13 protein-coding genes are annotated in these 14,457 nt (G+C 68.8%); all 13 read right to left on the bottom strand.

From position 1 onward, the window contains the following. Positions 1-7 precede the first annotated feature (7 nt). The 13 genes from B7K24_RS08580 to B7K24_RS08520 all read right to left on the bottom strand — a co-directional run bounded on the left by B7K24_RS08580 (position 8) and on the right by B7K24_RS08520 (position 14,450). Positions 8-1,240, bottom strand: coding sequence for an ABC transporter permease (locus B7K24_RS08580; RefSeq protein WP_084129924.1), 1,233 nt, complete (start codon positions 1,238-1,240; stop codon positions 8-10). Further along, positions 1,237-1,962 (bottom strand): ABC transporter ATP-binding protein, encoded by a 726-nt coding sequence (locus tag B7K24_RS08575; RefSeq protein ID WP_084130033.1) that lies wholly within the window; start codon positions 1,960-1,962, stop codon positions 1,237-1,239. The genes B7K24_RS08580 and B7K24_RS08575 overlap by 4 nt, the downstream gene beginning before the upstream one ends. A 38-nt stretch (positions 1,963-2,000) precedes the next feature. Beyond that, positions 2,001-3,257 carry an efflux RND transporter periplasmic adaptor subunit gene (locus B7K24_RS08570; protein WP_084129923.1) on the bottom strand — a complete coding sequence of 419 codons (1,257 nt, stop codon included), beginning with the start codon at positions 3,255-3,257 and terminating at the stop codon, positions 2,001-2,003. A gap of 105 nt (positions 3,258-3,362) precedes the next feature. Then, the gene (locus B7K24_RS08565) at positions 3,363-4,682 is read right to left on the bottom strand and encodes a pitrilysin family protein (protein ID WP_084129922.1); all 1,320 of its coding nucleotides are present in this window, start codon (positions 4,680-4,682) and stop codon (positions 3,363-3,365) included. A gap of 289 nt (positions 4,683-4,971) precedes the next feature. Then, positions 4,972-7,188 carry a polyribonucleotide nucleotidyltransferase gene (locus B7K24_RS08560; protein WP_084129921.1) on the bottom strand — a complete coding sequence of 739 codons (2,217 nt, stop codon included), beginning with the start codon at positions 7,186-7,188 and terminating at the stop codon, positions 4,972-4,974. 340 nt (positions 7,189-7,528) lie between these two features. Beyond that, on the bottom strand, positions 7,529-7,798 hold the full coding sequence (gene rpsO, locus B7K24_RS08555; protein WP_084129920.1) for a 30S ribosomal protein S15: 270 nt from the start codon (positions 7,796-7,798) through the stop codon (positions 7,529-7,531). Positions 7,799-7,934: 136 nt separating this feature from the next. Then, positions 7,935-8,996, bottom strand: a complete 1,062-nt coding sequence (locus B7K24_RS08550; RefSeq protein WP_234986648.1) for an alcohol dehydrogenase catalytic domain-containing protein — start codon at positions 8,994-8,996, stop codon at positions 7,935-7,937. Between the two features lie 135 nt (positions 8,997-9,131). Next, positions 9,132-9,998: a glutamate ABC transporter substrate-binding protein gene (locus B7K24_RS08545; protein ID WP_084129918.1), complete on the bottom strand. Its 867-nt coding sequence runs from the start codon at positions 9,996-9,998 to the stop codon at positions 9,132-9,134. A 92-nt stretch (positions 9,999-10,090) separates the two neighbouring features. Beyond that, on the bottom strand, positions 10,091-11,020 hold the full coding sequence (locus tag B7K24_RS08540) for an amino acid ABC transporter permease (protein ID WP_084129917.1): 930 nt from the start codon (positions 11,018-11,020) through the stop codon (positions 10,091-10,093). Next, positions 11,017-11,670, bottom strand: coding sequence for an amino acid ABC transporter permease (locus tag B7K24_RS08535; protein WP_084129916.1), 654 nt, complete (start codon positions 11,668-11,670; stop codon positions 11,017-11,019). The genes B7K24_RS08540 and B7K24_RS08535 overlap by 4 nt, the downstream gene beginning before the upstream one ends. Before the next feature lie 87 nt (positions 11,671-11,757). Further along, positions 11,758-12,621, bottom strand: a complete 864-nt coding sequence (locus B7K24_RS08530) for a glutamate ABC transporter substrate-binding protein (RefSeq protein ID WP_084129915.1) — start codon at positions 12,619-12,621, stop codon at positions 11,758-11,760. Between the two features lie 52 nt (positions 12,622-12,673). Continuing rightward, positions 12,674-13,438, bottom strand: coding sequence for an amino acid ABC transporter ATP-binding protein (locus B7K24_RS08525; protein ID WP_084129914.1), 765 nt, complete (start codon positions 13,436-13,438; stop codon positions 12,674-12,676). 40 nt (positions 13,439-13,478) lie between these two features. Next, positions 13,479-14,450, bottom strand: a complete 972-nt coding sequence (locus B7K24_RS08520) for a bifunctional riboflavin kinase/FAD synthetase (protein ID WP_084129913.1) — start codon at positions 14,448-14,450, stop codon at positions 13,479-13,481. Positions 14,451-14,457 lie beyond the last annotated feature (7 nt).

Here is a 14,457-nt window from a genome sequence, read left to right as displayed (position 1 = left end):
GGCGCGGTTACTGGTCGCGAAGAGCGTCGATGGGAGCAAGGCGGGCGGCGCGGGCGGCCGGGTAGACGCCAAACACGGCGCCGATGCCGACGGCGACGACCACGGACACCACGAGCGCGAGTCCCGAGATGACGATCGTTGAGCCGAGCACGCTGGGCAGCGCGAGCGCGAGGCCGACGCCGATCACCACTCCGATCGCGCCGCCGCTGAGGCCCAAGATCATGGCCTCGATCAGGAATTGGTTGCGAATGGTCGCCGGCGCCGCGCCGAGCGCCTTGCGCAGGCCGATCTCGCGCGTGCGTTCGGTCACCGACACGAGCATGATGTTCATCACGCCGATGCCGCCCACAAGCAGCGCGAGCGCCGCGATACCCGTCAGCAGGATGGTCAGTTGCTCGTAGACGGAGGTTGCCGCGTCGATCAGCGAGTCCTGCACGTCGATCGTGAAGTCGGCGTCCTCGACGGAGGCGATGCCGTGGAGGTTGAGCAGCAGATTCTGGGCTTCTTGGGAGGCAGCGCTCAGCACGTCGGAGGACGCGGCCTTGAGGTAGATGGTTTGCACCGCCTCGCTCGCCCCGGAATCGTCAAGGGTCTCGACCATCGTGGTCATCGGCACCACGGCCAGGTCGTCGAGCGACGTATCGCCGGATGATCCGGCGTCGGCGAGCACGCCGATCACCTCGAAGGCGTCGCCATCAATCACGACGTCCTGGCCGACCACCGCCGTCGATCCGAACAGTTCGTCCGCGGTCTCGGAGCCGAGCACGATGACGTCGGCCGCCGAGGTGACGTCGTCCTCGGTGAAGAAGTCGCCGTACAGGAGTTCGCGCGAGCGCACCTGAGTCCAACTCGTCGAGGTGCCCGTGACCGTGGTGGTCCAGTTGCTCTCGCCATACTCGAGCGAAAGATCGGAGGTCTTCTCCGCGGCAACTCCCACGGCATCGGGCACCGCCACGGTCGAGGCGAGGGCCTCCGCGTCCGTCAGGGTGAGCGTCTGTGCGCTGCCGAAGCCGCCGCGCATGCCCGAGTCGTCGGTGGACGATCCGGGCGACACGATCAGGAGGTCGGAGCCCAGTGACGCGATCTGGTCCGAGACGTCCTTCTGGGTACCCAGACCGAGCCCGACGGTGAGCACCACCGAGGCGATACCGACCACGATGCCGAGCATGGTGAGGAGGGACCGCATCGTGTGGCTGCGGATAGCGCTCCACGAACTGTTGAGGAGATCGGCGGTTCTCATTTGGCGATCCCCACGGAGTCGCCGACGAACTGTCCGTCGGTCACGTTGTAGACCGTCTGCGCCCGCGCGGCCACGTCCGATTCGTGCGTGATGAGCACGATTGTGGAGCCCTCGCTGTGGAGCTCGTCGAGCATCCCCAGGACGTCGGCGGTCGAGCGCGAATCGAGGTTGCCGGTGGGCTCGTCGGCAAGCACGATCGCGGGCTCGGTGACGAGAGCGCGTGCGATGGCGACGCGCTGCTGCTGGCCGCCCGAGAGCTGGCCAGGATGATTTCTCGCCTTGTCGGCGAGGCCCACACGGCCGAGCGCGGCGAGGGCGCGCTCACGGCGCTGCGCGGGGGCGACACCTGCGTAGACGAGCGGAAGCTCCACGTTGCCCACGGCCGTGAGGCTGGGAAGCAGGTGGAACTGCTGGAACACGAAGCCGATGCGCCGGTTGCGTGCGGAGGCGAGCGACTCTTCGTTCATGTGCGACACGTCCTCACCCGCGAGGACGTAGCTGCCCTCGGTCAGCACGTCGAGACAGCCCAGGATGTTCATGAGCGTGGACTTGCCGGACCCCGAGGGTCCCACGATGGCCACGTATTCGCCCGGGTAGATGCGGCAGTCGATGCCGCGCAGGGCCTCGAACTCGATGTCCCCGGTGAGGTAGGTCTTGCGGGCCCCGGTGAGCTCGATCACCGGGGCATCCGGGTCAAGGGTGGCGGCAGAAGGGGAGGTCATGTGACGGTCCTTGTCGTGAGGCGTGGCGGGGCGGGCGGTCACTGGCCGGGCGCCTGACCGGTGGGCATCTCGCCGCCAGGGAACGTCGTCCCCTCGGGAAGCTCGCCGCCACGGAACTGCCCGCCGAAGCCGGCCGCCGCTCCGTCGCCATCCGTCGTGCCTGTCGAGGCCATGACGGTCACCTCGAGTTGCTCGCCCTCGGTCAGGCCGTCGGTGATCTCGGTATAGGCGCCGATGGTCTCGCCCGTGGTCACCTCACGTGTCTCGGTGACGTCGTCCTCGCCCACAACGGTCACGGTGGACACGCCGTCGGTGGTGGTGATCGCGTTGGCGGGGACCGCGAGCACGTCCGTCTCGCGCAGGGTCACGATGCTCGCATCCACCGAGGTGCCCTCGTACAGGCCCTCAACGGTGCCGGTCACGGTGAGCTCGACGGCATAGGTCGCGCTGCCGCCGGTGGTGGTCGGGAGGTTCGCGATGTCCGTGACCACGCCGAAGAACGGGTCCGCGAGGTCGTCCGCCGTGAAGGTCACCTGATCGCCCTCGGCGATGTCGGCGACATCGGCCTCCGAAAGGCTCACGGAGACCGTCCACTGGTCCTGGCCCACGATGGTCACCCCGGAGGCCGCCGTAGCGGTCGTGCTCGCGGCCGTGGCCGTGCCCCCCATGCTGACGTCCGCTCCCCCTGAGCTCGAGCCGGAGGAGACGACGTCCCCGACCTCGTAGGGCTGGCTGGTGATGAGGCCGGAGATGTCGGCGACGAGCTGCGCGTCACTCATCGCGTCCTCGGCGTCGTCGACGCTTGCCTTCAGTACGTCCACCTGGGCTTCGGCAGCCTCGATCTGGGCGTCGGAGGAATCGGAGCCGTCGGCCTCGTCCTCGAGATTCGACAGCGAGGCCTCGGCCTGGGCGAGATCCGCCTCGGCTGCGCGCAGCGATGCGGTGAGCGCCAGGGTGTCGATCTCGGCGATGACGTCACCCACGGCGACCGTGTCGCCCTCGTCGACGTTGACCGCCGTGACCTCGCCCGAGGCCTGGAACGCGAGCGCCGAACTCGTCACCGCGGCGAGGGTACCCTGGGCGTCGACGGTGTCCTCGAGGGTCTGCAGCGCGACCGTGAGGGTCTCGGTTCCGTCGCCTGCCATCGCGCCGCGCCCGATCGCCTCGGTGGTGTCGCTTCCTGCGGGACCCCACAGGGCCATCGCGCCGACGCCGATCCCTGCGCCGGCGACGAGCGTCGCGGCGGGGATCCCCCACGTGCGCAGGCGTGCGCGGGAAAAAGTGAACTGCGGCATGTTCCGTCCTGTCCCTCGTGACGTGCTGTCGCGATGAGGCTATGGACGGTTCCTGGGGAAACGCTGGGAATGGGCTGAGACTTGCGTCTCCCAGGAAAGAAGCGCTTAGCGGGCGGGGCCTACCCTCACCGAGGCGCGCTCACGGGAAGCGAGATCGGCCGCCATGGCGACCACGGCATCGGCCGTCACCGCACGCACCTGGGCCAGGGATTCCTCGATGCTCCACAGCTCTCCGAAGACCAACTCGGCCTTGCCCAGGCGGGACATCCGCGAGTAGGAATCCTCGAGACGCAGCACGGTGGTGCCCGCAATCTGACCCTTCGCGCGCTCGAGCTCCTCGTCGGTGACGCCGGCGGCGAGTTCTTCTAGGCCGGCTGCCAGGAGGCGCTCGACCTCATCGGCCTTGGACGGGTTGCACGCGCCGTACATGCCCCAGATGCCGGCCTCGGCCGAAGGCGCACCAAAGGAGTACACCGAGTAGGCGAGGCCGCGCTTCTCCCGAATCTCCTGGAACAGGCGTGAGGACATGCCGCCGCCCAGGATCGCGTTCATGACGCCCAGCGTGGCGCGGCGTTCATCGGTGGCGCGGAAACCTCGCGAGCCCAGCACGACGTGTGCCTGTTCGAGGTCGCGGGTGATGCGCACCTCGGGGGTCAGGGTCGCGTCCACGGCAGCGCCGGTGTCGCGCCGAGCCACGGGGGCCACCTGGCCGGTCAGATCCCACCCTCCGAGCGCCAGGGCCTCCTGGACCATGCCGCAGACGGTGTCGTGATCGACGTTGCCGGCGGCCGAGACGATGAGGCCTGCGGGCGTGTAGTGCTCGCGGTAGTGCTCGATGACGGCGTCGCGGGTGACCGAGCGGATGATGGCGGGCGTGCCGCCAATGGGCCGGCCCAGCGGGTGACCCGTGAGGACCGCCTCGGTAAACCGCTCGTGCGCCACATCGCCGGGGTCGTCGTCGTTCATCGCGAGCTCTTCGAGGATGACGCCGCGCTCCATCTCGAAGTCCTCCTCGGTAATCGAGGCCGACGTCACCATGTCGAGAATCACGTCGATCGCGGTGGGCAGGTCGCGGTCGATCACCCGCGCGTAGTAGCAGGTGAACTCCTTGCCCGTCATCGCGTTGGACTCCCCGCCCACCCGGTCGAACTCGACGGCGATGTCCTGGGCGGTGCGGCGCGGCGTGCCCTTGAACAGCAGGTGCTCGAGAAAGTGGGTGGAGCCCGCGTGCTCCGGGGTCTCGTCGCGGCTGCCGACCCCGACCCAGGCGCCGACGGTCGCGGAGCGCATCCCGGGGATGTGCTCGGTGAGCACCCTCACCCCTCCTGGCAAGACGGAGCGGCGGATGATCGCCCCCGCATCCTGTTCGACGGTGAGGTGGCTTCCGGTCGTGGCGGCGGCGACGAGGGGCAAGGCGTGAGGCATGGAGCGAGCCTAACGCGGGCGGAGGCGCGGGCGGTGCGGGGGGCCGGGGCCGGGGTGCGCGGCGCGGGCGCGGCAGCACTCCAGCCCGTCACATGTGGATTCGCCGTGCCACAGTGCCGATGTGTGCAGCCCAGCCCGTCATCTGGCCGATTGAAGGGCTGGGCTGCCTACTCGCGGCGCACAGCGCGCGACCCACCACCGACGTGCGGCCACCCGCGGGACGCGGACATGCCATGAGGGCGGCCCCGGCAACCCGGGACCGCCCTCGCGTCAGATCAGGAACGGGCGATTACTCGCCGGCCTCCTCGGTGGAAGCGTCCTCGGACGAGGCCTCCTCGACGACGCCGAGCGACAGCTTGCCGCGCGGGTCGACCTCGGTGATCTCGACCTGGATCTTCTGACCGATGGACAGCACGTCCTCGACGTTCTCGACGCGCTTGCCGCCCACGAGCTTGCGGATCTGCGAGATGTGCAGCAGACCGTCCTTGCCCGGCGACAGCGACACGAACGCGCCGAAGGCGACGGTCTTGACGACCGTGCCCAGGTAGCGCTCGCCGACCTCGGGCACGTGCGGGTTGGCGATCGCGTTGATCGCCGAGCGCGCGGCCTCGGCCGAGGGGCCGTCGACGGCGCCGATGAAGACCGTGCCGTCGTCCTCGATCGAGATGTCGGCGCCCGTGTCGTCCTGGATCTGGTTGATCATCTTGCCCTTGGGGCCAATGACCTCACCGATCTTGTCGACGGGGACCTTCACCGTGATGATGCGGGGAGCGTGGGGGCTCATCTCGTCGGGCTCGGTGATCGCACCGGCCATGACGTCCAGGATGTGGAGGCGGGCCTCCTTGGCCTGGTCGAGCGCGCCGGCGAGCACCGAGGCGGGGATGCCGTCGAGCTTGGTGTCGAGCTGGATGGCGGTCACGAACTCCGAGGTACCGGCGACCTTGAAGTCCATGTCGCCGAAGGCGTCCTCGGCACCCAGGATGTCGGTCAGCGCCGCGTAGCGGGTCTCACCGTCAACCGTGTCGGACACGAGGCCCATGGCGATACCGGCGACGGGGGCCTTCAGCGGCACACCGGCGTTCAGCAGCGCGAGGGTCGAGGCACACACGGAGCCCATCGAGGTCGAGCCGTTGGAGCCCAGCGCCTCGGAGACCTGACGGATCGCGTAGGGGAAGTCCTCACGCGACGGCAGGACGGGCACGAGGGCGCGCTCGGCGAGGGCTCCGTGGCCGATCTCGCGACGCTTCGGGGAGCCCACACGACCGGTCTCGCCCGTGGAGAAGGGCGGGAAGTTGTAGTGGTGCATGTAGCGCTTCTTCGTCTCCGGGTTAAAGGAGTCGATCTGCTGCTCCATCTTGAGCATGTTGAGGGTGGTGATGCCCATGATCTGGGTCTCGCCACGTTCGAAGATCGCGGAGCCGTGCACGCGCGGGATGGGGCCCACCTCGGCCGACAGCGGACGGATGTCGCGCAGGCCACGGCCGTCGATGCGCACGCCGTCCTTGAGGATGCGCTGGCGCACCGTCTTCTTGGTGACGGAACGCACCGCGGCGGAGATCTCCTTCTCGCGCCCCTCGAACTGGGCCCCGAGAGACTCGAGCGCGGAGGCCTTGATCTCGTCGAGGCGGTTCTCGCGGGTCTGCTTGTCGGCGATCTGGAGGGCCTCGGTGAGGTCCGCCTCGGTCGCGGCGGTCACGGCCTCGAGGACATCGTCCTCGTAGTCGAGGAAGCGCGGGAACTCCTGCGTCTCCTTGGCGGCCTCGTTTGCGAGCTGGATCTGCGCCTCGCACAGCGCGCGCAGGAAGGGCTTGGCGGCCTCGAGGCCCTCGGCCACGACGGCCTCCGTGGGGGCGGTCGCACCCTCGGAGATGAGGTTGTAGGCGTCGTCGGTGGCCTCGGCCTCGACCATCATGATGGCGACGTCGTCACCGGCGATGCGGCCGGCCACGACCATGTCGAACACCGCGCGCTGCTTCTCGGAGTAGCGCGGGAACGCGACCCACTGGCCGTCGATGAGCGCGATGCGCACACCGGCGACGGGGCCGGTGAACGGCAGGCCCGACAGCTGGGTCGACGCCGAGGCGGCGTTGATCGCGAGCGTGTCGTAGGCGTCGTCGGGGTTGATCGCGAGGACCGTCACGACGACCTGGACCTCGTTGCGCAGACCCGACACGAAGGTGGGGCGCAGCGGGCGGTCGATGAGACGGCACGTGAGGATGGCGTCGGTCGAGGGGCGGCCCTCGCGACGGAAGAACGAGCCGGGGATCTTGCCGGCGGCGTACGAGCGCTCCTCGACGTCCACCGTCAGGGGGAAGAAGTCGAAGCCGTCGCGGGGGTGCTTGCCGGCGGTGGTCGCCGACAGCAGCATGGTGTCGTTGTCGAGGTAGGCGGCGACGGTACCGGCGGCCTGCTGCGCGAGACGACCCGTCTCGAAGCGCACGGTGCGGGTACCGAACGTGCCGTTGTCGATGACCGCTTCTGCGGCCTTGATCTCAGGACCCTCCATAGGGATGAGTACTCCTTGCCTTGTGGCAGGCATGCGGATATGGCGTGAGCCATCACACTGATCGTCAGTCGAAATGCTCAGAACGGCCCCGCGTCGGGAAGGTTCTGCCCATCACCACCGAGGATCAGCATCCGGCTGGCCTGCCAGGTTGTGTTGGTGGCCCGAGGATCGGGCCGGGTTCATCGTATCAGGGACGGCGTCCGTGACACTGGGTCGGGCCGATGCCGTGGCGGGCTTCGTACGCAGGCCCGCCACCGCATCGGCCCCCGACAAGCGAAAAGCCCGGTCACTCGACCTCCGTGTGGAGGGAGCGACCGGGCCGAGCGCGACCGGGCGAGCCTTAGCGGCGCAGGCCCAGGCGCTCAATCAGCGAGCGGTAACGCTCGATGTCGACGCGCTGAAGGTAGTTCAGCAGGTTGCGACGCTTACCGACGAGCAGCAGCAGGCCACGACGCGAGTGGTGGTCGTGCTTGTGCTCCTTGAGGTGCTCGGTGAGGTCGGTGATGCGCTGGGTCAGCATCGCGACCTGGACCTCGGGCGAACCGGTGTCACCCTCGGTGGTGGCGTACTCGGTCATGATGGACTTCTTGGTGGCGGCGTCCAAAGGCATGGCGCATCTCCTCTTTCGTCTTGTTGCGCGGAGCTCCCGGGCATGTTCTCCGGGGGCACTGGGTTCCGCGGCCGTTTCACGGCGACGATCAAGCATACACGCGCGGACGCCCTCGGCGCGACTTCGATGCGGACGTTTACCCTCGCGGCGCGATGGCCACGCGGGCGATGGTGCCACCCGAGTGTGCAATCGCCTCCACGACGCCGTCGAGGCCTCGCGGCGCGGACACGATGTCCGCCCACGGGCGCAGGGCGTGCGTGGACGCGATGAACGCGACGGCCTGCGCGAGGTGGCGCCCGTGCGGCCGGCCAAGTCCCAGCAAGGATATCCCGTCGCGGCTGAGGCGCTCGAGGTCCACGGTCGCGTCCGGCACCTGCGAGCGCGTGCCGGCCACCACCGCCGTGCCGCCCGCCGCGAGCGAGTCGAGCACGCGCGCGAACGTGTCCGCTCCCCCGGCGGCGTCGATGATGACGTCGCAGGCGGGCACACGGGCGTCGCAGTCGAGTGCCGCGTCGGCGCCAAACCGCAGGGCCCGCCGACGGCGCTTGCCGCGCGGCTCGACGACGGTCGTGGACGCCGCTCCTGCCTCAATGGCCATGGCGAGCGCCGCGAGACCGATCAACCCCGCCCCGAGCACGACCACGCGCCTGCCGGCCAGCGGCCCCGCGCGGTCGATGGCAGCGGCGGCGACGGTCAGCGCGCAGCCGCTGGGGGAGGCAACGGCATCGGGCACCCCCGCGGGCACGACCGCGACGCCCGCCCCGCGTGGCAGCACGAGGTGGCTCGCGAGACTTCCCGACAGGACCCACGCGTCAGTCATGGGTTGATGGCCTAGCTCGCGCGAGTCCGGGCACGCGGCACCCTGCCCCGCCGTGCATGCGCCGCACGTCCCACAGCCGACGTCGCGGCCCCACACCACCCGCATGCCGGGGGCGAGTGAAACGCCGTCGGTGCCGAGGGCCTCCGCGCCGCGCCCGACGCCCACCACGGTCCCCACACCCTCGTGTCCCAGCACGCTGGGCAGCGATCCGAGGCGACGTTCGCGGACCGCGTCTCGCACGCACCCGCATACCGTGGCGAGCCGCACCTCGACGAGCACCTCGCCGGGCTTCAGGCGTGGCACGGGGACCGAGGACACCCCCACGCCGGTGCCGCCCTCCCACAGGGCGATGCGCGCGGTGGCGACGGGGGCGGTCATGGAGGGCACGGGCGCGACCCTCTCGCGCAGCGACCCGCAGCGGCAAGGCGCCGCGGCCCATGGCCGTCGAACGTTCAGCGAAGGTTCACCGAAACGCCACCACGGCGGCCTTGGAGGTAGCGAACGGGTGAACGCCTACTCGCCTGTCGCGACCCGCGCGTAGCGATCGAGGTGCGGTACCTGAGGCTCGGGAAGGACCTCACCCGCCGTCTCGTTCCACGCCTCAAGCCACCTTCCGTCCTCCATCGCGGCCTCTAGCACGTCGTCGATCCACAGTCGGAACGCGTCGTCCTCGAGCGCCACGCCGATGCCGTAGGGCTCCGCAGTGAAGGCGCCGCCGACGATGCGGAACTGCCCGTCGGCATCGGCCGCGTATCCGGCCAAGATCACGTCGTCGGTCGTCACGACGTCCACCTGCCCGGTGCGCAGCGGGTCGATGCAGTCGGAGTAGTCGTCGAACAGGACCAGGCCGGCGTCGGGCGCGACGCGGGCGATCGTGCTGGCCGCGGTCGACCCCTCGACCGAGCAGACCTTCTTGTCGCCGAGGTCGAGCGCGGAGGCGATCTCGGCATCGGAGGTGCGGGTCATGAGCGACTGGCCCGCGACGTAGTACGGCCCCGCGAAGCCCACACGTTCCTTGCGCTCATCCGAGATCGTGTACGTCGCGACGACCATGTCGACCCGCCCGCTGGACAGCAGGTCCTCGCGGTCGCCCGAGGGCGCCTCGACCCAGGTGATGCCGTCCTCGCCGATGCCCAACTCATCCGCGATGATGCGAGCGACCTCGACGTCGAATCCCGTCGGGACGCCGTCCGCACCCATCTCGCCAAACAGCGGCTGGTCGTACTTGATACCGATGGTGATCTCGCCGGAGCTTTCCAGCGCGGCCATGGTGGAGCCCTCGGGAATGCTGCCCGGGGCGGCACAACCCGCAGCAGTCACGACGCCCAGCAGCGTCGCGACGGCCGCGACAGTGCGGCGGTTAGAAGTCCTCAGTGCCATCGTCAGTCCCCTCTGGCCCCTGAGGGTACACGGCGGTCCCAAAATCGCGAAAGGTTTCGCGCAGCGGTGCCGGCCAAGGGTCCGTGATGACGCTACGGGCCTGGTGTTCCGCCCGTGCCATAGCCGGTGTTGGCGGTGAAGCGCGCGGCCTCGGCACCGCCCTCATGCATCGCGTCCTCGCCATCGGGGCGCTTCGGCACGTGGTTCGAGCGGCGCATGCGGCCCTCGATCCAGATGGCCAGACGCGACACGGTGATGTTGATGGCGATGTACATCGCGGCGCCCACGAAGAACAGCGGAATGGTGTAGTCGACGCCGAAGTAGTCGCGCAGCAGCTTCACCTGGCGGAGCAGTTCCTGATAGCCCACGATGTAGCCCAGCGACGAGTCCTTCAGCAGCACCACAATCTGGCTGATGAGGGCCGGGAGCATGATGCGGACGGCCTGGGGCAGTTCGATCATGAGGGTGGTGCGCATGGGCGAGAGGCCGATGCTGAGGCCGGCCTCCCGCTGCCCCTTCGGCAGGGCCGCGAGCCCGGCGCGGAGAATCTCCGCCACCACGGCCATGTTGTAGACGGCGAGACCGAACACCACCGACCACAGCGGCGACCAGCCAAAACCGAGCTTCGCGAGGAACATCAGGAGTAGCACGGGCAGGCCGCGGAAGATCTCGGTCACGATGACGGACGACCAGATGCCCGCGCGCTTGGTCATGCCGCGGCGGGCGACGGCCAACAGCCCGCCCGAGATGAGCGCGATGGGCGCCGCGATGACGGTGGCCAGCAGCGTCGCGCCGAGGCCTCGCACGACCAGCGCCGTCCACACGTCGGCCGCCTCTTGACCCTTGGGCGGGTCCCACAGCACAGCCCAGCGGTCGTCAAACACCCCGTTGTCGTAAAACTGCCATGCCAGGAAGATAAACAGCGCCACGAAGGCGGCCGTAAAGACGATGTTGTAGACGCGGTCCCTGGCCTTCGCCTTAGGGCCGGGGGCGTCGTAGAGGACCGATGCTTCTGCACTCATCGCGCGAACGCCACCTTCTTCTCAACGCGCGAGGCGAGCACCCCGAGCGGGATCGTGATGAGCAGGTACATGAGGCCTACCCCGACGAACAACTCGATGACATCGGCCGGGTGGCGGTTCGCCAGCCGCTGCGAGATCGCGACGAGCTCCGTGAACGCGAAGCCGGCGGCCACCGAGGTGTTCTTGGTCAACGCGATGAGCACCGAGATCAGCGGCGGAATGGCCGAGCGCCACGCCTGCGGGAGAACCACGTGCGTCAGGGACTGCCCGAACGTCATGCCGATCGAGCGTGCCGCCTCGGCTTGGCCCAGCCCCACCGAGTTGATGCCGGACCGCATCGCCTCACACACGAACGCCGAGGTGTACAGCGACAGTGCCACGATCGCAGGCCAGAAGCCGAGTTCGGGGAACACGAGGCCGAACGAGGGCGCGACGAACACCCAGAAGAAGAACATCAGCGTCAGCGGGGTGTTGCGGACGATCTCCACGTACACCGTGCCGAACGTGCGCAGCGGCCCGATGGGGCTCACCCGGAACGTCGCGACCACGACGCCGCCGATGAGCGCGAGGACGCCCGACACGGCCGTGAGCGACACCGTCGCGAGGAACGCTCCCCAGATGGTGCCGAACTCGTCGATGAAGGTGATCATGTCTCCCCTGCGTGTGGTGGGCGTGGCCGATGCCTGCGCCGGCTCAGGGCCGTGGCCCCTCCTCGCGGAGGGGCCACGGCGGCTGGGTCAGTTCTCGTAACGGTCGACGGTGGGAGCGGTCGGCTCCGGCAGCACGGTGCCGGCCGTCTCGTTCCAGGCCTCGAGCCAGCGGCCGTCCTCGAAGATCTCCTCGAGCACGTCGTTGATCCAGGAACGGAACTCGTCGTCGTCGTGCGCCAGGCCGATGCCGTAGGGCTCCTCGGTGAACTGGTCGCCGGCGATCTTGAACTCGCCTTCGGACTCATCGACATATCCCGCGAGGATCACGTTGTCCGTGGTGACCGCGTCCACCTGGCCGTTGCGCAGCGGCTCGAGGCAGTCGGTGTAGGCCGCGAAGAGGCTCAGCTCCGCGTCGGGGTAGTTCTCGGCGATGTTCGCCGCGGGCGTCGAGCCCTCGACCGAACACACGGCCTTGCCCGCGAGGTCGTCGGGGCCCGTGATGTCCTCGTTGTCGGCCATCACCATCAGCGCCTGACCGGCGTTGTAGTACGGACCGGCGAAGGACACCACTTCCTTGCGCTCATCGTTGATCGTGTAAGTCGCCACCACGATGTCGACCGAGCCGTCCTCGATGAACGGCTCGCGGTTGGCAGACACCGTCTCGGTCCACGTGATGTTGTCCTCGGAGATGCCGAGTTCGCCCGCGATGATCTTGCCGATCTCGACGTCGAAGCCCTCGGGGTCGCCGCTGGGGGCGAGCAGTCCGAACAGGGGCTGGTCAAACTTGGTGCCGATGGTGATCTCCCCGGCCTCCGCAAGCGCGGCCATGGTCGAGCCCTCGGGGAAGTCCCCCGCCTCGACCTCGGCGGCCTCGCCGTCGTCCGACGCGCACGCGGTCAGCGCAATCGCCGCGGCGGCACCCAGCGCCGCCACCTTCGTCTTCGTGAACATGCGTTCCTCCCTTGCTACCCGGCCCCGAGGGTCTCCCGGAGCCCCAACGCCACTAGTGCGTCAAGATCTTGGACAGGAAGTCCTTGGCGCGCTCGGAGCGAGGGTTCGTGAAGAACTCCTCGGGCGTCGCCTCTTCCTGGATCAGCCCGTCTGCCATGAACACCACCCGGTTCGCGGCCTTGCGCGCGAAGCCCATCTCGTGAGTCACGACGATCATCGTCATGCCCTCCTTGGCCAGGCTCGTCATGACGTCGAGGACCTCGTTGATCATCTCCGGGTCCAGCGCGGACGTGGGCTCGTCGAAGAGCATGACCTTGGGCTTCATCGCGAGCGAGCGCGCGATGGCGACACGCTGCTGCTGGCCACCCGACAGCTGTGCGGGGAGCTTGTCGGCCTGGTTCGCGACCCCCACGCGCTCCAGGAGTTGCATCGCCTCGGCGCGAGCCTGAGCCTTCGGCACTCCCCGTACCTTGATGGGCCCGAGCGTGACGTTCTCGAGGATCGTCTTGTGCGCAAACAGGTTGAACGACTGAAACACCATGCCCACATCGGCACGCAGCTGCGCGAGCGGCTTGCCCTCATCGGGCAATTCCACGCCATCGATCGCGATGGTGCCCTCGTCGATCGTCTCGAGGCGGTTGATCGCGCGGCACAGCGTCGACTTGCCCGAGCCCGAGGGGCCGATGACGATGACAACCTCGCCGCGATCCACCGTGAGATTGATGTCGTTGAGGACGTGCAGGTCCCCGAAGTGCTTGTTGACGTGGTCGAGGACCACGAGGGGCGTGCCCGTGGCGGCGCCGGGTTGTGCATCCATCTCATGACCATAGCCGTAAGAGGTCATGAATTCCCTGGTTTTAATCGAGTTGTAACACGCCTCGACACCAGGCGACGTCCTCGTCGAGCGCCTCGATGAGCGCCTCGAGCGAGCCGAAGTCAAGCATGGGCCGGCGCCACTGCACCAGGTCGAAGGCGACTTCGGCCCCATACAGGTCGAGCCCGGCGGCATCGATCACGAAGCCCTCGACGCGCAACTCCTCGACGCCGACGGTGTAGTTGTAGCCGATGCTGATAGCGGTGGGCAGGCGCGCGGCCGTCTGGGTGGCGCCCGCACCGCTCCCGGGCGTCAGCACCGTGAGCCATCCTGCGTACACGCCGTGACGAGGGATCATGCCGCCGCTGACCTCGAGGTTTGCGGTGGGAAAACCGATGGTGCGGCCCAGCTTGTCGCCGTCCACCACGGTGCCGCGCAGGCGGTGGGGGCGGCCGAGGACGGCGGCGGCCTCGACGAGTTTGCCGTCGTCGAGCAGCTCGCGCACCCACGTGGACGACCAGCGCCGGCCCGTCTCGGAGATCGCGCACGCGTCGTCGATGACGTGGACCTCGAAGCCATGAGCCTGCCCGAGGTCACGCAGGGTCGTCACGTCGCCCGCGTTGCCACGACCGAACTTGGTGTCCTGGCCCACCACCACCGTCGCGGCGTGCAGGCCCTCCACCAGCCACGTGAGCACGAACTCCTCAGGAGTCTGCTGCGCGAAGTCGAGCGTGTAGGGCACCACGATGGTGGCGTCGAGCCCTGTTGCCGCCATGAAGTCGAGTTTGTCGTCCAGTCCGGTGATGAGCACAGGGGGGTGCTCGGGGTCGTGGACCGCCTTGGGGTGGGGCTCAAACGTCATCGCGATCGCGCGCTCACCCCGCCCGCGGGCGTCGGCCACCATCTGCTCGAGGACCGCCTGATGGCCACGGTGGACACCGTCGAAATTTCCGATGGTGACGGCCGCGGGGCCGAGCTCGGCCGGCACGTCGTCGAGCGAACGCCAGATCTGCATGGCGCCA

Origin of the sequence: Demequina sp. NBRC 110055, assembly GCF_002090135.1 — a bacterium.
GTDB lineage: Bacteria > Actinomycetota > Actinomycetes > Actinomycetales > Demequinaceae > Demequina.
The sequence above is the reverse complement of the archived record's forward strand: the minus strand, read 5'-3'. Positions and strand labels throughout refer to the sequence as shown.

Coding starts and splice junctions, on each gene's coding strand:
- B7K24_RS08580 (WP_084129924.1), bottom strand. CDS start 1,240: ATGAGAACCGCCGATCTCCTCAACAGTTCGTGGAGCGCTATCCGCAGC.
- B7K24_RS08575 (WP_084130033.1), bottom strand. CDS start 1,962: ATGACCTCCCCTTCTGCCGCCACCCTTGACCCGGATGCCCCGGTGATC.
- B7K24_RS08570 (WP_084129923.1), bottom strand. CDS start 3,257: ATGCCGCAGTTCACTTTTTCCCGCGCACGCCTGCGCACGTGGGGGATC.
- B7K24_RS08565 (WP_084129922.1), bottom strand. CDS start 4,682: ATGCCTCACGCCTTGCCCCTCGTCGCCGCCGCCACGACCGGAAGCCAC.
- B7K24_RS08560 (WP_084129921.1), bottom strand. CDS start 7,188: ATGGAGGGTCCTGAGATCAAGGCCGCAGAAGCGGTCATCGACAACGGC.
- rpsO (WP_084129920.1), bottom strand. CDS start 7,798: ATGCCTTTGGACGCCGCCACCAAGAAGTCCATCATGACCGAGTACGCC.
- B7K24_RS08550 (WP_234986648.1), bottom strand. CDS start 8,996: ATGACCGCCCCCGTCGCCACCGCGCGCATCGCCCTGTGGGAGGGCGGC.
- B7K24_RS08545 (WP_084129918.1), bottom strand. CDS start 9,998: ATGGCACTGAGGACTTCTAACCGCCGCACTGTCGCGGCCGTCGCGACG.
- B7K24_RS08540 (WP_084129917.1), bottom strand. CDS start 11,020: ATGAGTGCAGAAGCATCGGTCCTCTACGACGCCCCCGGCCCTAAGGCG.
- B7K24_RS08535 (WP_084129916.1), bottom strand. CDS start 11,670: ATGATCACCTTCATCGACGAGTTCGGCACCATCTGGGGAGCGTTCCTC.
- B7K24_RS08530 (WP_084129915.1), bottom strand. CDS start 12,621: ATGTTCACGAAGACGAAGGTGGCGGCGCTGGGTGCCGCCGCGGCGATT.
- B7K24_RS08525 (WP_084129914.1), bottom strand. CDS start 13,438: ATGGATGCACAACCCGGCGCCGCCACGGGCACGCCCCTCGTGGTCCTC.
- B7K24_RS08520 (WP_084129913.1), bottom strand. CDS start 14,450: ATGCAGATCTGGCGTTCGCTCGACGACGTGCCGGCCGAGCTCGGCCCC.